This is a genomic window from Breoghania corrubedonensis (assembly GCF_003053845.1).
Lineage (GTDB): Bacteria > Pseudomonadota > Alphaproteobacteria > Rhizobiales > Stappiaceae > Breoghania > Breoghania corrubedonensis.
The window spans coordinates 23,650-40,747 of record NZ_QAYG01000008.1; the positions used below are offsets into that span (position 1 = coordinate 23,650).

The 17,098-nt window shown below is 62.3% G+C and carries 16 protein-coding genes; 1 reads left to right on the top strand and 15 read right to left on the bottom strand.

The window, feature by feature from the left end; all coding sequences use genetic code 11:
• Position 1: 1 nt before the first annotated feature.
• The 5 genes from C8N35_RS17705 to C8N35_RS17725 all read right to left on the bottom strand — a co-directional run bounded on the left by C8N35_RS17705 (position 2) and on the right by C8N35_RS17725 (position 6,527).
• The gene (locus tag C8N35_RS17705) at positions 2-1,354 is read right to left on the bottom strand and encodes an aspartate aminotransferase family protein (protein WP_107991062.1); all 1,353 of its coding nucleotides are present in this window, start codon (positions 1,352-1,354) and stop codon (positions 2-4) included.
• A 51-nt stretch (positions 1,355-1,405) separates the two neighbouring features.
• On the bottom strand, positions 1,406-3,103 hold the full coding sequence (locus tag C8N35_RS17710; protein ID WP_107991063.1) for an ABC transporter ATP-binding protein: 1,698 nt from the start codon (positions 3,101-3,103) through the stop codon (positions 1,406-1,408).
• The gene (locus tag C8N35_RS17715) at positions 3,100-3,945 is read right to left on the bottom strand and encodes an ABC transporter permease (protein WP_107991064.1); all 846 of its coding nucleotides are present in this window, start codon (positions 3,943-3,945) and stop codon (positions 3,100-3,102) included. Before C8N35_RS17715 ends, C8N35_RS17710 begins: the two co-directional genes overlap by 4 nt.
• The gene (locus tag C8N35_RS17720; protein WP_107991065.1) at positions 3,942-4,913 is read right to left on the bottom strand and encodes an ABC transporter permease; all 972 of its coding nucleotides are present in this window, start codon (positions 4,911-4,913) and stop codon (positions 3,942-3,944) included. The genes C8N35_RS17715 and C8N35_RS17720 overlap by 4 nt, the downstream gene beginning before the upstream one ends.
• 66 nt (positions 4,914-4,979) lie before the next feature.
• Positions 4,980-6,527 (bottom strand): ABC transporter substrate-binding protein, encoded by a 1,548-nt coding sequence (locus tag C8N35_RS17725; RefSeq protein ID WP_107991066.1) that lies wholly within the window; start codon positions 6,525-6,527, stop codon positions 4,980-4,982.
• Between the two features lie 121 nt (positions 6,528-6,648).
• Between C8N35_RS17725 and C8N35_RS17730 the strand changes: the two genes are divergently transcribed.
• A complete protein-coding gene (locus C8N35_RS17730) occupies positions 6,649-7,713 on the top strand; it encodes a 2-hydroxyacid dehydrogenase (RefSeq protein WP_245926846.1) in 1,065 nt (354 codons plus the stop codon).
• 159 nt (positions 7,714-7,872) lie between these two features.
• On the opposite strand, the gene C8N35_RS17735 is transcribed toward C8N35_RS17730, so the two are convergent.
• The 10 genes from C8N35_RS17735 to eutJ all read right to left on the bottom strand — a co-directional run bounded on the left by C8N35_RS17735 (position 7,873) and on the right by eutJ (position 17,084).
• Positions 7,873-9,051, bottom strand: a complete 1,179-nt coding sequence (locus C8N35_RS17735; RefSeq protein WP_107991068.1) for a response regulator — start codon at positions 9,049-9,051, stop codon at positions 7,873-7,875.
• 75 nt (positions 9,052-9,126) lie between these two features.
• Positions 9,127-10,464 carry a sensor histidine kinase gene (locus tag C8N35_RS17740; RefSeq protein ID WP_245926847.1) on the bottom strand — a complete coding sequence of 446 codons (1,338 nt, stop codon included), beginning with the start codon at positions 10,462-10,464 and terminating at the stop codon, positions 9,127-9,129.
• Entirely contained in the window at positions 10,461-11,609 is a 1,149-nt protein-coding gene (metK, locus tag C8N35_RS17745; protein ID WP_107991069.1) for a methionine adenosyltransferase, read from the bottom strand. Before metK ends, C8N35_RS17740 begins: the two co-directional genes overlap by 4 nt.
• Positions 11,610-11,633: 24 nt before the next feature.
• The gene (locus C8N35_RS17750; RefSeq protein ID WP_107991070.1) at positions 11,634-12,551 is read right to left on the bottom strand and encodes a glycyl-radical enzyme activating protein; all 918 of its coding nucleotides are present in this window, start codon (positions 12,549-12,551) and stop codon (positions 11,634-11,636) included.
• 36 nt (positions 12,552-12,587) lie between these two features.
• Positions 12,588-12,890, bottom strand: a complete 303-nt coding sequence (locus tag C8N35_RS17755; protein ID WP_245926848.1) for a BMC domain-containing protein — start codon at positions 12,888-12,890, stop codon at positions 12,588-12,590.
• Positions 12,891-12,936: 46 nt separating this feature from the next.
• Positions 12,937-14,646 carry an aldehyde dehydrogenase family protein gene (locus C8N35_RS17760; RefSeq protein ID WP_107991071.1) on the bottom strand — a complete coding sequence of 570 codons (1,710 nt, stop codon included), beginning with the start codon at positions 14,644-14,646 and terminating at the stop codon, positions 12,937-12,939.
• The gene (locus tag C8N35_RS17765; RefSeq protein ID WP_107991223.1) at positions 14,643-15,152 is read right to left on the bottom strand and encodes a GlcG/HbpS family heme-binding protein; all 510 of its coding nucleotides are present in this window, start codon (positions 15,150-15,152) and stop codon (positions 14,643-14,645) included. Before C8N35_RS17765 ends, C8N35_RS17760 begins: the two co-directional genes overlap by 4 nt.
• A gap of 11 nt (positions 15,153-15,163) precedes the next feature.
• The gene (locus tag C8N35_RS17770) at positions 15,164-15,430 is read right to left on the bottom strand and encodes a EutN/CcmL family microcompartment protein (RefSeq protein WP_107991072.1); all 267 of its coding nucleotides are present in this window, start codon (positions 15,428-15,430) and stop codon (positions 15,164-15,166) included.
• An 11-nt stretch (positions 15,431-15,441) separates the two neighbouring features.
• On the bottom strand, positions 15,442-16,245 hold the full coding sequence (locus C8N35_RS17775) for a hypothetical protein (RefSeq protein WP_107991073.1): 804 nt from the start codon (positions 16,243-16,245) through the stop codon (positions 15,442-15,444).
• Positions 16,245-17,084 (bottom strand): ethanolamine utilization protein EutJ, encoded by an 840-nt coding sequence (eutJ, locus tag C8N35_RS17780; RefSeq protein ID WP_245926849.1) that lies wholly within the window; start codon positions 17,082-17,084, stop codon positions 16,245-16,247. The genes C8N35_RS17775 and eutJ overlap by 1 nt, the downstream gene beginning before the upstream one ends.
• Positions 17,085-17,098: the final 14 nt, after the last annotated feature.

Consider the following 17,098-nt stretch of genomic DNA (forward strand, 5'->3'; position numbering starts at 1 on the left):
CTCATGCGCGCGCGGCTGCAACCCGCTCAAGGGCACGGGCGACACAATCGAAGAGGTCATCGACCTGCTCGGAGGTGATGATCATCGGCGGGCAGAAGCACAGCGCTTCGCCGATGTTGCGAACGATGAGACCTTCCTCCTCGCAGGCGACCTGAGCCGCGGCCGCCGCATCGCCGGGCTGACCGTCGTCGAACGGCTTGAGTTCCAGCGCGCCCAGCAGGCCGACCCCGCGCGAGGAGACCGCGAGCGGATGGGCTGCAAGATCCTTCAGACGGCCGAGGAATTGCTCCTCCAGCGCCTTGGCGTTGGCGACGAGGTTGCGCTCCATGATGATCTTGACGTTCTCCAGTCCGACGGCGGTGGCGACCGGGTGGCCGGAAGCCGTGTAGCCATGGCCGAAGACGCCGAGGCGGTCGGATTCATCGGCGATCGGCTGATAGAAGTTGTCGTTCATCAGGATCGCGGAGAGCGGCATGTAGGAAGAGGAGATCTGCTTGGAAAGCACCAGGACATCGGGTTCGATGTTGAAGCGCTCGCATGCGAACATTGTTCCCGTGCGCCCAAAGCCGCAGATGACCTCGTCGGCGACGAGCAGGATATCATGCTTCTTCAGGATCTTCTGCACGCCTTCCCAATAGCCGTCAGGCGGCACCATCACGCCACCGGCGCCCATCACCGGTTCGCCCCAGAAGGCTGCGATCGTGTCGGCACCCTCGCGCTCGATCAGGTCTTCCAGGTCCTGCAATATCCGTGCGGTGAACTGCGCCTCGCTCTCGCCTTCCTTTGCAAAATGGTCGTAGGAGGGGCAGGACGTGTGGATCATGCGGTCCAGCGGCAGGTCGAAGCTTTCGTGGTTGCGGGGAAGGCCGGTTATCGACCCGGCTGCGATGGTCACGCCATGATAGCCTTTCACGCGCCCGATGATCTTCTTCTTGTCCTTCTTTCCCAGGGCGTTGGAGCGGTACCACACCATCTTGCAGGCGAGATCGTTGGCTTCGGAACCCGAGGAGGTGAAATGCACCTTCGACATGGGCACCGGTGCCAGCTTGATCAGCAATTCGGCAAGGTCCACCGACGGTCCGTGCGTCTTGTAGCTGAACGTGTGGTAGTAGGGCAGCTTGTCCATCTGCGCCTTGGCGACGTCGCTCAGCCGCTTCTCGCCAAAGCCGAGCGCGACCGACCACAGGCCGGCCAGCCCCTCGATGTAGCGCTTGCCGTTGTTGTCCGTGACATAGATGCCCTCGCCCGATTCGATCACCAGACCGCCGTCGCGCTCGTATTTGCGCAGGTTGACGTTCGGGTGCATCTGATAGGCGATGTCACGCCCCTCGACAGAATTCGGCTTGATGGTCATGTTTTCTCTCCGCTTCTTTGCTCGGCTCAGTGGCCGAGGATCATGTCTGGTTCAGGCGCTCGCCAGGGCGGCGATGCGGGCTTCCTTGGCCCGACCCGGAATGGCCTCAATGAGGTTGCGCGTATAGGTGTGCTGCGGGTTCTCGAAGATGGTTCTGGCGCTGCCCATCTCCACGGCCTCTCCGGTCTGCATGACGAGGACACGATCGCAGATCTTGGCGGCGACCCTGAGGTCATGGGTGATGAAGACGAGGGAGAGATTGAAGGTCCGCTTCAATTCCTCCAGCAAGTCGAGGACTTGCGCCTGGATGGAGACGTCGAGCGCGGAAACGGCCTCGTCCGCGACGATGATCTCCGGTTTCAGCGCCAGGGCGCGGGCGATGCCGATGCGCTGGCGCTGACCGCCCGAGAATTCGTGCGGGTAACGCTCCGCCGCTCTGGCATCGAGACCCACAAGCTCCAGCAGCCGTTCCGCCTCCTTGTAGGCCGCGGCATTGTCTTCGCCAAAGGCGATGGGACCGGAGGCGATGATGCGGCCCACTTTCTCGCGCGGGTTGAGTGAGGAGTAGGGGTCCTGAAACACCATCTGGATGCGCCTGCGCATGGCGCGCAACGCCTCGCCCTTGAGGGTCGCGATATCCTCGCCATCAAGCAGGATGTGCCCGCCACTGGGGTCCTGCAGTCGCACAAGGCAACGCCCCACCGAGGACTTGCCCGACCCGCTTTCACCGACGATGCCCAGCGTCTCGCCGCGCTCCAGCGAGAACGACACCTCCTTCACCGCATGAACCTGTCGCTGCTTGCCGAAAAGGCCACTGCCCATGAAGTAGGTCTTGGAGAGTTTCTCCACATGCAGCAGCGGGCCCGTGGCGTTCTTTTCTTTTGCGGGCCGTTCGTTCGCCATGCCGCTCGGAATGGCGGCAATCAGCTTGCGGGTGTAGGAGTGACCCGGCGATAGCAGCACCTCGTCTGCCGTCCCCTGTTCCACAACCTGTCCGTGCTGCATGACGGTCACCTGGTCGGCGATCTCCGCGACCACGCCGAAGTCGTGGGTGATGAACATGACCGCCATGTTGTGGGTGCGCTGAAGGCGGCGGATCAGATCGAGGATCTGCGCCTGGGTGGTGACGTCGAGCGCCGTGGTCGGTTCGTCGGCGATCAACACTTCCGGTTCCAGCGCCAGAGCCATGGCGATCATGACGCGTTGCCGCTGGCCGCCGGAAAGCTGGAACGGATAGGAGCGTGCCGCCCGTTGCGGATCGGGCAGGCCGACTTCTTCCAGCAGGTCCAGCGCCCGCTGCCTGCGCTCCCTGGTGGTGAGCAGCCCGTGCGCCTCGAAGACCTCCTCGATCTGCGCTGATACCTTCATCAGCGGGTTGAGGGCCGTCATGGGCTCCTGGAAGATCATCGCAACACGACGGCCGCGAATGTCGTACAGGGCGTTCGCGGACAGTTTCAGCAGGTTTTCGCCGCCCAGCAGGATACGCCCCTGGGCGACGGTCACGAGATCCGGAAGCAGGCCCATCAGCGCGTTGGCCGACATGGACTTGCCCGACCCGCTTTCTCCCACGATGCAGACGATCTCGCCGGGGTGGATGTCGATGCTGAGTCGGTCCACGGCAAAGACGCGGTCGGCGCCTTCCGGCAGGGCGATGGAGAGCTTTTCGATGCGCACGATCGGCTCGCCCTCTGGGCGTTTCAGGCTGCCGGGATGGATCACGGGCTTTTCGCCGGTGCCAATGGTGTTCATGCCTGCCTTCCCTTCCGGCTGAGGCGCGGGTTGAGCGCGTCGTTCAGACCTTCGCCGACGAGGTTGAGCGCCAGGACGGTGAGCAGGATCGCGACCCCGGGGAAGAAGCTCACCCACCAGGCCTGACGGATCACCGTGCGCCCGGCGCCGATGATGTAGCCCCACGACATGACGTTGGCATCTCCCAGACCCATGAAGGAAAGCGCGCTTTCCACCAGGATCGCCGCAGCCACCATCATCGAGGCCAGCACGATGATCGGCGACAGCGTATTGGGCAGGATCTGGCGCCAGATGATGGTGAAGGATCGCTGCCCCGACAGGACGGCGGCATCGACGAAGTCGCGCGACTTTAGCGACATGACTTCCCCCCGCAACAGACGCGCCACCGGCGGCCAGGACACGATGGCGATGGCAACCACGATGGAGGTGATGGAGGGTTGGAAGATCGCCACCAGCACGACGGCGAGCGCGAAGCTTGGCACGCTCTGGAAGAGTTCGGTAAAGCGCATCAGGACGTCATCGACGATGCCGCCGAAATAACCCGCCAGCGCTCCGATCGGTATGCCGATGAGAAGCGAGACCACGGTGGAGACGAGACCCACCAGCAGCGACACGTAGGCACCATGCGCCAGTCCCGAAGCAAGGTCGCGCCCCATGGTGTCGGTGCCCAGAAAATAGGTGGCGTTCTCGAATGGCGGCAGAAACGGCCGCTGCACCATCGCCCAGGGCGATTTGGGGAAGAGGAATGGTGCCAAAACCGCGAGCAGCACGATCAGGAACAGGATTACCAGCCCGGCGACGGCGCCGCGATGCTTGGAAAAGCGTTTCCAGAATTCGGTCATGACGCCACCCGAATGCGCGGATCGACGAAGCGGTAGAGAACGTCCGTGATCAGATTGAAGAGGAGAACCATGGCGGCGGAGACGACGAAGACGCCCAGCAGCAGGTTGTAGTCGCGCTGCGAGAGGGCCTCGAACATGAGCCGGCCAATGCCAGGCCAGGCAAAGACTGTCTCGATGAGCACCGCGCCGCCCACCAGTTGTCCGGCTTGCAGGCCGGCCAGCGTGACGACCGGCAGCAGGGCGTTGCGCAGGACGTGCCGACGCTGAATGACCCTCGGCCGCAGGCCCTTGGCCTTGGCTGTCTTGACGAAATCCATCTGCGAGACTTCAAGCATGGAGGCCCGGGTCATGCGCACGTAGACAGCCATGAAGAACAGCCCCAGCGTCATGGCTGGAAGCACCAGATGCTTGGCGATGTCGAGCGCGCGCGCGAACCCCGCATAACCGGCGCCCACGGTCTCGTAACCGAACCCGGGCAGCCAGCCGAGCTCGATGGAAAAGAGCAAGACCGCCATCAGCGCGAGCCAGAAGAGGGGCGTCGCGTAGAAGATCAGGGCGAAGAGCGAAATCAGCGTATCCGACAGACGGCCCTGACGCGCGGCCGCCATGGCGCCGGCCAGAATGCCGAGGCCAAGGGAAACCGCGAAAGCGGACAGCGACAGCAGAAGCGTGGCCGGAAGCCGTTCCAGAATCAGGTCGAGAACGGGAAGCTGCTGGCGATAGGAATAGCCCAGGTCGAGCCGTACCACATGGGAGACATAGATCCCCAACTGGACGTAGAGCGGCTTGTCGAGGCCGAAGCGTTCGCGCAGCTGTTCCAGAAACTGTGGATCAGCATCGCCCGACTCCCCGGCCATGACGGCAGCGGGATCGCCCGGCGCGGCATGGATGAGGAAGAAGTTCGAAACGGTAATGACGAGCAGAATGAAAACGGCACGCACGAGCCTGCCGGCGAGAAAACGGGTCATCTCGATCTCCGGATCACAGAACCTGACGGGGAGTGAAGAGCGGGCGCGTGCCCGCTCTTCGTTGCGTCACTTCTTGATCCAGGCATCACGCAGAGAATTCGGCAGACCGGATGCGGTCGAGATCGGGTTCTCCACGTTGCAGTTGTAGATCGTCGGGAATCCGAGTTCGAGCAACCAGGCCACCGGCACGTCCTCGCGCAGTTTGGCCTGTACCTTGTCATAGAGTTCCTGACGCTTGGCCGCCGGGAAGGCCACCGCCGCCTCGGTAAAGAGCTTGTCCACCTCAGGGTTGGAATAACCCTCGACATTGTTGAAGGGATTGCCCTTGGCGATTTGCGAAGACTTGTAGTTGCGGTCGACGCCGATAGCCGGATCACCGTTCTGGTAGAGGTAGGTGAAGGCGATGTCGTAGTCCCACTGGGACGTCTTCTGGTTCCAGCCCGCGACATCGGTCGATTCAATCTCGACCGGAATGCCCACGTCGGCGAGGTTCTGCTTCACGGCTTCCGCCCAGCGCTGCCAGGTTTCTCCATAGGGCAGCGGCAGAAGCTTCAGCGGCTTGCCGTCATAGCCCATCTCCTTCAGCAGCGCCTTTGCCTTGGCCGGGTCATGCGGATAGCTGGGACCGACGTTGGCATAGAAGGGCACCTTGGACGAGATCGGGCCTGTCGAGACCTTGCCGTAACCGTTCCACAGCACATCCTTGGCGAATTCGCGGTCGAGTGCGAACATCACCGCCTGGCGGAATTTCACGTTGTCCATGGGCGGCTTGCGGTTGTTGAGCCACAGCCAGGAAAGTGGCGCGAAATATTCCCACCCCTTTTCCGTGGTGCATGTGTTGGCCAGCTTGGACAGCCGCGGGATGTCGAAATTCTCGACCGAACCGCCGGGCAGAACGCTCACCTGGCCGGTTTCGTAGGCCACGGCGCGCGAGGCTCCGTCTGGAATGACATGGTAGTAGAGCTCGTCGATATAGGGCTTGCCGGGAAGGTAGTAGTCCTCGTTCTTCACCAGCTTGATGTAGCTGCCGCGCTTCCACTCGGCGAACTTGTAGGGACCTGTGCCGATCAGCTTCTCGTTGGCCGGGTTGGTCTGGTAGTCGGTGCCTTCGTAGATGTGCTTTGGCACGATGGGCATGGTGTAGAAGGCGAAGCCGCGAATGAAGGCCTCAAACGGCTCCTTCAACGTGAAGACGACGGTGTTGTCATCGGGAGCGACGACCTTGGCCACATGGCTCATCAGGTTGCGATGACGCGGCTGCAGCTTCATCAGGAAGTCTTCGACGGAGAACATGACGTCGGCCGAGGTCATCGGCTTGCCGTCATGCCACTTGACGCCCTCCTGAAGGTGGAAGGTGTAGGTCAGGCCGTCTTCCGAAGTCTCCCAGGACTTTGCCAGCGAAGGCATCGGCTTCAGGTTTTCGTCGTAGCGCAGCAGGCTTTCGTAGATGTTGCCGCCCACCAGCAGCGCCGGGCCATTGGTGGTGATGCCGATCATGACGCTGGGCGGTTCGGGCTGGACGATCAGGTCCAGTTTGCCGCCGCTCACGGGGTCCGCCAGGGCTGCGGAAACCGTGAGGGCGAGGGCGAAGGGTATCGTTAGCAGACGTCGCATGCGCTTTCCCTCGTGGCTCGGTAGGTGATTGTCGTTGAAGGCTGTTCTTGCTGACAGCTCGCGATATATCGATATATCGCGTACAGCTTGACGTCGGCGGTTGATATCTGTCAAGCATGAGATGCGCTATGACTGCACATCAAGACGGCTCGCCCAAAAAACAATCAACGTGATCAAAGAAAAACGCACGGTTGCTGAACGAATGACCACAATAATGCCCTTGGCGACACCCCCGTCTTCACAAGGTAAGGCGCCTTCACGTCCCGTTGTCGCCCTGCTCAGCACGTTCCTGGACATGGATTTCATGCGCGCGCCTCTTCAGCGCGAGCTGCCGGACGCCGAAATACGCAAGTGGCCTGATGAGGACGTGAGCGATGCCGACTTCGCCGTGTGCTGGCGGCCGCCGCATGGGGTCATGGCTGGAATGCCGAAACTGCGCCTGGTCCACTGCATCGCGGCCGGCGTCGACAATATCCTTGCCGACCCTGATCTGCCTGATCTGCCGCTCTGTCGCGTGGTCGATGAAAACCACGCCCGTGGCATGGCGGAATATGTGTTGTGGTCAGTGCTCCACTTTCACCGACGTCTGGATTCAGCGCTGCGTCGGCAGGCGGAGGGCGTCTGGGCCCCGTCCCGTCAGCGTGCGGCAGGCGATGTCACGGTCGGTATCATGGGGTGGGGAAATATCGGCCGTTCTGTTGGCTGCACCCTGAATGCCTTCGGCTACAAGGTGCGTGGTTGGGCACGCACGCCGCGCGAGGAGGAAGGGATTGAGCTTTTCACCGGCGCGAAAGAGCGGGAGGACTTTCTGCGCGGCACGGAAATTCTCATCTGCCTGCTGCCGTTGACGGAAGAGACGCGCGGCATACTCGATGCGGATCTCTTTGCCGGTCTGCCGAAGGGAGCGGCAGTGGTGAATATCGGCCGAGGCGAGCAGTTGAATGAACCGGATCTTCTGGCTGCCCTTGATGCGGGGCACTTGCGGGGAGCGGTGCTGGATGTTTTTGAGCAGGAGCCCCTCCCGCCGGAGAACCCTCTCTGGGCGCACCCGCGGGTGATCGTTACGCCGCACATCGCCTCCACCGCCGACCCGCGCACCATTGCCGCCCAGATCGGCGCCAATATCCGCCATGCCCTTGCCGGTGAAGCGCTCGTCAACGAGGTCGACCGCCACCGCGGCTACTGAAGTTCCCTCCCTATGCTCAAGAAAAAGCCCCATATGGCTGCGGCCTCCCGGGGGGAGGTCGCTGTTCAGCAGCGGTGAGCGAAGGTCTCCAAGTGGCATCAGAGAGCGAAACCGCAAGGCCGTCGATTTCCGACCGGCCGAACGGCAGTGCAAACACAATCATGCGGATGCGGATAGAGGTTCTTCCCGTGTTCGCCTGTAACGACGGCGGTATTCGGACGGGGAGAGCCCGACTTCTTTCTTGAAGGCCTTGCAGAAATAGTTCGCATCCTGAAAGGAGAGGTCCAGGGAAACGTTCGTGATCGGCAGATCGCTTTCCTGCAGCAATTCCTTTGCCCGCTCGATCCGCTGGTTCTTGAGATAGGAAATGAACGTCATGTCCATCTCCTTGCGGAAAAGTCGGCTCAGATAACACGGGCTGATGTGGGCGAAGTCGGCCGCCTCCTCGAGTGTCACGCCCTTGTGGACGTTCCGCTCGATGAAATTGAGCACGTCCTGTATGCGGCCGGGTGCGTGCGCTCCGCCAGCCTCGTTCGCTTCAAACAGAACGTCGGTGATCTGGTAGAGCAGTTCCTGGATCTGGAAATGGCTATGCAGATCGAGCCTCTGGGCCATCAACGCTTCGATCTGGTGCTCCAGGGGGGCTGTGAGACTGAGGCCGCGACCTTCGACGATCTGCACCATGGTTCGCACATATTCCAGTATGGCCCGGCGCGGGGCCACGTCCTTGCGGGCGTAGATCTCCTCGAGGTTGCGACGCACCAGCCCCAGACATTCGCGATAGGCGGTCTGATCGACAAGGTTCGCAATTCGATCTGCGATCGTCGATGTCCCGGTAGTCTCGGGGGGCATTTTCGGCGCGCGTTCGGGCGCGGGCGTCGCGGTCTTCATTGCTCGCCCGTTGCCTGGTACGGCAGCGCTTGCCCTGAAAGCCGGAGGTGTCGAGGTCGGGCTGCGCTCCGAATCCTCTATCGAGCGCAGGCACTCCGCCACGGCGCTCACCAGTTCCGCGGTGCGGACGGGCTTCAGCAGGAAGTTATCCGCCTTCAGGTGGATCGCGCTCTGCATGATCTCGAAATAGTCGTAGGCGGTGAGGATGATGACCTTTGTCTTCAGGCCACGGTCCCGTACCATCTGGATGATCTCGATGCCGTTCGGACGCGGAATCTTGATGTCGACCAGCATCAGATCAATGGAGACGGTGTCCAGCAGGTGCACGGCTTCGGTACCGTTGCGCGCCTCGCCAACGATGTTGGCGCCTTCCAGGTTCGTTTCGAGGATCTTGCGCAGCGCGCGCCGCTCCAGTTCCTCATCCTCGATGATCACGATGTCGAACATTTTTCGGAATCCGTATTTTAGGGCTCGGAATGACCGGTTGTTGGTTGGCAACGCTTACGCCATCGCGGGCCCTTGTCAGAACGCCGCGTCGTCGAAGTCGAGCGGCAATCGTATTCGCACGAGCGTTCCGCGGCCTTCCCGGAAAGGACTGACGATTTCAAGCCCGTGATCACTGCCGAAATAGTGCCTGAGGCGACTGTCAACGTTGTAGAGCCCGATGCTCTTGCGGCCGTCCCGGTCGGCCACGCCCGCGAGCACCGCCTGCTTGCGGTCCGACGCGATGCCCTCGCCATTGTCGACAATGTCTATGATCGCATCGCGGTCGTCGCGATACGCGATGATGTCGACCAGTCCGCCGCTCTCGCGCGGCTCGATGGCGTAGTTGATGCAGTTTTCCACGATCGGCTGGAGAACCATGAACGGGCATGCCGTCCCGCCGAGATCTTCGGGAATGTCGATGTGGAAGGTGAAACGATCGCCGAGACGAATGCGAAGCAGGTAGAGGTAGTTCTGGACGTGCTCCAGTTCCGTGGAAAGCGGCACGAACTGGGAACCGCTCTTCTTCAGGACATAACGCATCATGTCGGCGAAAGCGTGCACGGTCGTCTCGGTCTCTTCCGCGCCCTCCATAAGGGCCAGACGTCCGATCGTGTTCAGGACATTGAAGAGGAAATGCGGATTGACCTGATACGACAGCGCCTGAAGCTCCGCCTCTCTCAATGAACGTTCCAGTTCCGCGCGGCGCTTGGACTCCTCCATCAGCCGGAGGTTCTTGGCATAGAGCTCCTCGTTGACGCTGCTCGAATAGCTTTCTTCAACGATATACGAGGCGATGTAATAGAGGGAGTAGGCGGCGGAGCGAAGCCGCTCGTATGTGATCTGGCCGGTTTCGTTGTAAAGCGCGAGGAGTTCCGGGTTCTGTCGCCACGATTCTTCGGTGGGGAAAAGACCGGAGAGATCCTGAAGTTCGGGTTTCACATCGCTTGGCGGCAGCGTCACCTGGCCACAGATCACCGCGCCCAGATATTCACCGCGCATGATGATCGGGGCGGCGAAATCGACAAGGCCGCAATGGCACTTGTAGATGGAGGGGCCGCCGGAAGAGAGCGCGGTGCGCCCGCCCACCGCATCGCAGTGGTAACAGCGATCTCGCCACTTGGGGTGGTTGCGGATGGTGTGGCAGAAGCGGCTGAAGCCGCTCGGGTTGGTGACCGGCTCGCCTTGCGGATCAACAATGACCATTGCGACGCCAACGGCGGCGCTGAAATTGTCCTGCACCTTCTGCAGCATGTCGACGCTGGTCAAACTGGCCAAACGTTTCCGCTCCGCGATCTGGGCCTCGCCGATCTCGAGGCGCGGTTGCGACGTGGCGAGATCGCCAAGACTGGTTCGTTCCAGGAAGTCAGATTTCAATGGTAAGCCTTGATCAGGGCGTCCGTCCGATGCGCCCGCTCCCACAAGAACCCCTCATTTTCCCTTCCAAAATGCCCGTAGGCGGCAGTGCTTTCGAAGATTGGTCTTCTCATGTCCAGTGCTTCGATCATTCCCGAAACCGTTAGCGGGAAAACCAGACGGATCGCCCGCGCCAACGCATCGAGATCAATGTCGTGCTCGTCTTCCGTCCTTACTCCGACCATTTCAGGTTCGCTCTGACCTATCGCAAATGCCAGCGAAATTTCGCAGTGCGACGAAAGGCCAGAGGCGACGACCGTCTTGGCGATGAGGCGTGCCATATAGGCGGCAGTGCGGTCGAGTTTCGTTGCATCCTTGCCGGAAAAGGCACCTCCGCCATGCCGGCCGATACCGCCATAGGTATCGACCATAATCTTGCGCCCGGTCAGCCCCGTATCCGCAGCCGGACCGCCATGAACGAAACGGCCCGTGGGATTGATCAGCACACGCGTCTCGCGCGTAAGCCAATTGCCCATGACGGGCGCGATGACCTGCTCGATCAGGCCACGGAGCATTTCCTCACGCCCTATATCCGCCGCGTGCTGGGCCGACAGCACCAGGCTCGTCAGTTCGACTGGCGACCCGGATGCGTCATTCTTGAAGGTCACCTGGGCCTTGCCGTCCGGCTTTAGCCACGCGAGCCGACCAGACTTGCGCGCATCCGTCAGGCCTTCCGTCAAGCGGTGGGCGTAGTGAATGGCCGCTGGCATCAGTGTCGCCGTCTCGTCGCATGCATAGCCGTAGAAGATGCCCTGGTCGCCGGCTCCCAGCTCGTTCTCGCGCGAGACGCCCTGGGCTATGTCGGGTGACTGCCTGCGCAGATCCGTCAGCACGAAACAGCTGTCCGCGTCGAAGCCGAGCGCAGGATCGGTATATCCGATCCTGCGTACGACACCACGCGCGACCGCCGTCACATCGACCCGGGCAGTGGACGTGACCTCGCCTGCGATGTGAAGGGTGTTGCCCGAGGCAAGCACCTCAACCGCCACGCGGGCCTCGGGATCCTGGGCCAGATAGGCGTCAAGCACGGCATCCGAAATCTGGTCGCAGACCTTGTCCGGATGTCCCTCCGTCACGGACTCGGAACTGGTATAGGTTGAAGCCATAGAACCGTCTCCAGACGTATTTCATCATCCGCCGATCTGGCACCTGAGGCCGAGGTCTTCGATCACCTTGGTCAGGTGCGCGATGTTCTCGGGCTTCAGGTTGGGAAGGTCGCCCATCGGGTAGGGACGGCCGAGCAGGGCATACTTGTTCTCGCCATAGGTGTGGTAGGGCAGCAGATGAACGGTATCCACGCCGGGCATCAGCTTGGCGAAGCGGCCGATGGCGCCGATCGCTTCCTCATTGTCGTTCACGCCCGAGACGACGGGCACCCGCACCACGGCGTGCGTGAGCGAGGCGATGCACAGCGCGTTTTCGAGAATGATCCGGTTATCCACCCCGGTATTTGCCTGGTGCGATTGCGGGTCGACCACCTTGAGATCGATCAACGCATGGTCCACGTGGGGCATTACATCGCGCACGATGTCGCGCGTTGTGTAGCCGGTCGTCTCCATCGCCGTATTCCAACCCTGCTCGTGGCAGGCCTTGAGAAGTTCGCGTGCGAATTCATGCTGGAAGAGCGGTTCGCCGCCCGAAAGCGTGATCCCTCCGCCCGAACGGCGGTACTGGGTAGCGTCCTTGCGCAGTTCAATCATGACCTGGCGGATGGTCATTTTCTTGCCGGAGACCGTCAGCGCGTCGGTTGGGCAGACGCCGGCGCAGGTGCCGCATCTGATGCATTTTTCCCGGTCGACGAAGCCGGGATTGTCACGCGAAAGCGCCTTTACCGGACAGATCGGCACGCATTGACCGCAATGGATGCAGCTTGAGGCGCGGTAGAAGAGTTCCGGTTCCGGGTTCTGCGATTCCGGGTTGGAGCACCAGCGGCAGCGCAGCGGGCACCCCTTCAGGAAAACAATGGTGCGCACCCCCGGGCCGTCGTGGATCGAGAAGCGCTGAATGTCGAAGACAGTGCCCTCCATTTCATAGTCGATGCCGTCCATGGCTTTTCACCTTGTCTTGCCCGCCGGGCGGGGTGTTCAGAAGGAGGTCTGCAGCGCTTCGATGGCATCCATCGCCGTGCGCACAGCCGACAATTCTCCCACGACCGCAAGCGACGTGACGTGCTGCGGGCAGGTTCCGTAGATCTCGACGGTGAAGACGTCGGCCGCCTTCATCGCCACATCGGAGAAGAAGAAGAGGTCGGTGATGTTGGACTGCACGAGCCCGACGGCGCCGATCGAGTGGTCCCGGACATAGGCGCGCCCATGCGGCGGCATGCGCCGCTGGAGCATCTGGAGCACTTCGCTGTGCGGTGCATTGATGATGCGAATGCTCATCATGGTTTGCCTCTCCTCTGACCTCTTCCTGTCTCTTGTCGCGTAAGCGTCAGCGTACGTTGAGCGCCTCGACCATCACGCAACGCCGCTTGCGGGCGAACGAGCGGGCGGAGGTCAGCCCTTCTCCGGTGGGGCCTGCGATTGTGAAGGTCGCGTGTCCCTCGCCGCCGACGCCGATGCCCGCATAGGAGGGGCCGTTCTTGACGAAAATCGTCGTCTGGATGAGCTTCGCCATCTTGGTCAGCTTGCGCACGTTGGTGGAGTGCATCATCGCCGTGTGTCGGTTTCCGTGTTCCAGATCCACCGCGAGGTCGATGGCGTCATCGACGCTCGGCGAGCGCACCAGAGGCAGGATCGGCATCATCAGCTCTTCCTGGACGAAGGGGTGCTCCTTGGGCAGTTCGATCAGGATGACCTTGACCTCATCGCCTACCTTGATGCCGACCTTGTCGAGCAGGTGGACGGCGCTCTTGCCGACGCAAGCCGTCTGCGGGCCGCCCTTTTCGTTGATCACCAGCGCCTGCAGCTTGTCGATGACCGCGGCATCGGTGACGAGATAGGCACCACATTTCTGCATGCAGAGGATGAGGTAATCAGCGATCTGGTCGACCGCGATAACCTCCTTTTCCGCAATGCAGGGCAGGTTGTTGTCGAAGCTGCAACCGTTGACGATATCCTGTGCGGCCTTCTCGATATCCGCGGTCTCGTCGACCACGACCGGCGGGTTCCCCGCGCCTGCGCCGATGGCCTTCTTGCCGGTCGACATGACCGTCTTGACGATGCCCGGTCCGCCGGTGGCCACCAGCATCCGGACCTTGGGATGCGCCATCATCGCGTTGGTGTTCTCTATCGACGGCTTCTGCACCGTGACGACGAGATTGGCGGGCGCGCCGAGGGCCGCGAGCTTGCGGTTGATCAACTTGACGGTAAGCAGCGAGACCTTGGTCGCGCGGGGATGGGGGCTGAACACCGCCGCGTTGCCCGCCGCCAGCATGCCGATCGAATTGCAGATGATCGTTTCGGTCGGATTGGTGGTCGGCGTAATCGCGCCGATAACACCGAAGGGCGAGTATTCGACCAGTGTCAGGCCGCCGTCGCCCGACGCCGCATCCGTGGTCAGATCCTCCACGCCGGGGGATTTTTCTGCCGCCAACCGGTTCTTGATGATCTTGTGCGCGGCATTGCCCATGCCGGTCTGCTCGACCGTCTGCGTCGAGATCCGCTCCAGCGTCGCGGGATCGACAAAGATCTCGCGAATGCCATCGACAAATGCCTTGCGCGCAGCCATGGAGCAGAAGAGATACTGGCGCTGGGCCTGCTCTGCCGCAGCGATGGCCTCGTCCATCGTCGCGAACACGCCGTCGCCCAGGGTGGTCGCTTCCTCGTCGCTCACGACCGGGTTTGTCACTGCTGCCTTGGCCGCCGGTGCGCTTGTCCCTGCCTTCTTCTCACCAAGGCCGCTTGCCAGCGCTTTGGCGAGGATGGCATCCATCGGGTCCTCACCGGAGGCGGCCGGCTGCCAGCAGCAGCGCTTGGAACCCGGCACGAAAGCCGGAGTGCCTTTGGCTGCCGGGACAGATCCGGCGTCTGCCAGGATGTTCGCCACCATATCGGACACGAATTCACTTGCCTGCGCGACGGGGGCGCCCTGTGTGGCTGAAGTTGTCTGGTTCACAGCCTGTTCCGGCGCCGCCCCGGGGGCGGCGCCATAACCGTCGAGAACCTGGGTCACGGCATCGCTGATCTGTTGGTCGTTCATTTTTCCGCTCCTTTGGCGGGGCCGTGCCCCGGCTTGTCTGTGAAATCGTTCAGGGCGTACCGGGCGATGGCTGCGTCCTCGTCTGCCGTCCCGCCGCTGATCCCGATGGCGCCGATCACCGTCCCGTCGCGCCAGCAGGGAATCCCGCCGCCGAAGACCACGACCCGTCCGCCGTGGGTTGCCTCGACGCCGAAAAGCATCTGGCCGGGCTGGGCAAGCCGGCCGAGTTCGTCTGTCGACATGCGAAAGGCCGCCGCCGTCCAGGCCTTGTCGGTGGCAAGCGTCGCACTTGCCGGCAAGCTGCCCTCCATCTTGTGAAAGAGGATCTGCTCGCCTTGCGCGTCTGCGACCGAAATCACCACGGGCAAGCCCATGGCGCGCGCCGTCGTCTCCGCGTTGGCCGCGAGCCTTTGCGCGTCCGCGAGCTTCAACTGCCTCGTGGGGCACGGGCCGTGCCCTGCCCGCAGGAGCTTTTCGATCAACGCTTCGCTTGTCCTGGCGCTCATCGCGGTCATCCTTAATGTGTCTCGACGGTATCCACGATGCCGACGATGCTGGCATCAGTGACCGAATGGACGAGGGTTCCCGCATGACGCGCGGCGCTTCCCGTTGCCACGATGACGATTTCGCCATAGCCCGCGCCCACCGTATCCGTGGCGATTTCGGTTGTTCCGTCGGGTTCCTGCTTTTCGGTAAGGCGGGCCACGATCAGCAACTTGCTGCCGCAAAGCGACGAGTCCTTGCTGGTGGAGACGACCGTTCCGATCACACGTCCGAGATGCATCGTCTTTCTCCTTATTCCCTGACGAGCAGGATCTGCCGGGACTTGAGTTCCTCGGCCGCCATTGGTGTGACCAGCACATCCCGGCCGAGGCGTATTTCCGTCCCCGCCAAGACCTTTGCTTCGCTCCAACCGAAAACCCGTCGTGATGGGGCGCGTGTCGGAACGGCGATCTGATTTCTGTCGGGGTCATGCGCAAGCGTTGTCGTCGGCGTATCGGCGACCGTCGCGGCGAGCCTGGCCGCCCAGGTGAGTTCCACGCCGTAACTTTCCAGGCGGCCGAGGTGTCCCGCCATCATGTCGCGGTACGCGGCGTTGCCTGTCAGGCCTCTGGCAATGCGCTCGCGCGCGGCCGGGCAGCAACCGTCGCGGGCGGCAACGATCCGCTGGCCGCGTTCGAGCGCGCCGGCCACGAGCGAGGAGATGTCGTCATCGGCCAGCCCAAGCGCCACGCGGGCGGCAAGCGGCAAGCTCAAGGTTGGCATCAACACCAGCGCATGCCGGTTGAGGATTGCATCGACGGTCTCGTTCTGGCTCCCGGCATTGCGAATGAAGGGAGACAGGGCGGCACCGCCGAGGGCATCGAGGCGGTCGAGAGAAACGAGTTCGCGAGCCTGTCGGCTGCGGTGGATTTCAAACGACCAGCCCGCATCGACCAGCGTCGCGAGCGAGCGGACGGCCGGTTCCAGTCCCAGCTCCGTATCCGAAAACAGCACCAGCGCAGAACGCGCGCGCGCGTTAAGCGCAGCGACGATCCGGTCTGACAGGAGGTCGAGCAATGCCCGGTTGAGGGCCGCGTCGAGGCGAGCGCGATCCATCACGCACCTCTCTCGGATTGCGGGTACATGGCGATCCCGAGCGGGGTTGCCAGAAGCGGTTCGACGGGCTTGACGATCCGCCGCCCGGTCTGGTTGGCGAAGGCCTTGTCGAATTCGGAAAAGATGCAGGCGCCTCCGACCACGTGGATGACGTCGATCTCGGGATAATCCTCCAGGAATTTCGAGACGATGGTTCCCATCTTGTCGACGACGGGACGCACGATCGCGAAGACGTCGCGTTCATTGTCGGTATTGAGCTTTTCGCTCTCGGCTTCGGCAAAGGAGATGCGGTGGGCGCCGGCCAGCACGAGGGTCATGTGGGTGCCACCGGTCGCCTCGTCGAAGGAGGCGATGACCTCGCCGTTCTTCAGGACGGAAATGCCGGTGGTGCCACCGCCGATATCGACCACGGCGCCATCGGTAATGTCGAGAAGGCGGGCCGCAGCCACCGGTTCGTCAATGATCTCGGCAAGCTCGAAATCGGCGGCCTCGACCACGTTTCCGATAGCCTTGGTGCTGCCGGGGTGAATGCCGGGAGGGATGGCGGCCGCGGCGCGGGTGAGCGGCTGGCCGATGCGCTGCTCGAGTTCCGCCTTCATCGCCCGCACGGCCTGAACCGCGCCTATGTAGTCGACGACGATGCCGTCGCGGACCACGCTGGAGCGATGGGTGATGCCGGCAACAGGGCGATTTGCGGAATCAACCACGGCAAGGACGAGGTTCGCCGTGCCCAGATCGACACCGACCTTCAGGGCCCCCGGTGCCCACTCGTCGCTTGGCAGAACGGAGCGGAAGCGAACCAGTCCGGCAAATTCCAGCAATGTCTTGTCCGTGCTCATGGTCCCCATCCCTC

Excerpts from the sequence above, each read along its gene's own strand:
- eutJ (WP_245926849.1), bottom strand. The coding sequence starts at position 17,084 with ATGAGCACGGACAAGACATTGCTGGAATTTGCCGGACTGGTTCGCTTC.
- C8N35_RS17765 (WP_107991223.1), bottom strand. The coding sequence starts at position 15,152 with ATGAGCGCCAGGACAAGCGAAGCGTTGATCGAAAAGCTCCTGCGGGCA.
- C8N35_RS17720 (WP_107991065.1), bottom strand. The coding sequence starts at position 4,913 with ATGACCCGTTTTCTCGCCGGCAGGCTCGTGCGTGCCGTTTTCATTCTG.
- C8N35_RS17775 (WP_107991073.1), bottom strand. The coding sequence starts at position 16,245 with ATGGATCGCGCTCGCCTCGACGCGGCCCTCAACCGGGCATTGCTCGAC.
- C8N35_RS17715 (WP_107991064.1), bottom strand. The coding sequence starts at position 3,945 with ATGACCGAATTCTGGAAACGCTTTTCCAAGCATCGCGGCGCCGTCGCC.
- C8N35_RS17710 (WP_107991063.1), bottom strand. The coding sequence starts at position 3,103 with ATGAACACCATTGGCACCGGCGAAAAGCCCGTGATCCATCCCGGCAGC.
- C8N35_RS17750 (WP_107991070.1), bottom strand. The coding sequence starts at position 12,551 with ATGGACGGCATCGACTATGAAATGGAGGGCACTGTCTTCGACATTCAG.
- C8N35_RS17735 (WP_107991068.1), bottom strand. The coding sequence starts at position 9,051 with ATGTTCGACATCGTGATCATCGAGGATGAGGAACTGGAGCGGCGCGCG.
- C8N35_RS17725 (WP_107991066.1), bottom strand. The coding sequence starts at position 6,527 with ATGCGACGTCTGCTAACGATACCCTTCGCCCTCGCCCTCACGGTTTCC.
- C8N35_RS17730 (WP_245926846.1), top strand. The coding sequence starts at position 6,649 with ATGCGCTATGACTGCACATCAAGACGGCTCGCCCAAAAAACAATCAAC.
- metK (WP_107991069.1), bottom strand. The coding sequence starts at position 11,609 with ATGGCTTCAACCTATACCAGTTCCGAGTCCGTGACGGAGGGACATCCG.
- C8N35_RS17705 (WP_107991062.1), bottom strand. The coding sequence starts at position 1,354 with ATGACCATCAAGCCGAATTCTGTCGAGGGGCGTGACATCGCCTATCAG.
- C8N35_RS17760 (WP_107991071.1), bottom strand. The coding sequence starts at position 14,646 with ATGAACGACCAACAGATCAGCGATGCCGTGACCCAGGTTCTCGACGGT.
- C8N35_RS17770 (WP_107991072.1), bottom strand. The coding sequence starts at position 15,430 with ATGCATCTCGGACGTGTGATCGGAACGGTCGTCTCCACCAGCAAGGAC.
- C8N35_RS17755 (WP_245926848.1), bottom strand. The coding sequence starts at position 12,890 with ATGATGAGCATTCGCATCATCAATGCACCGCACAGCGAAGTGCTCCAG.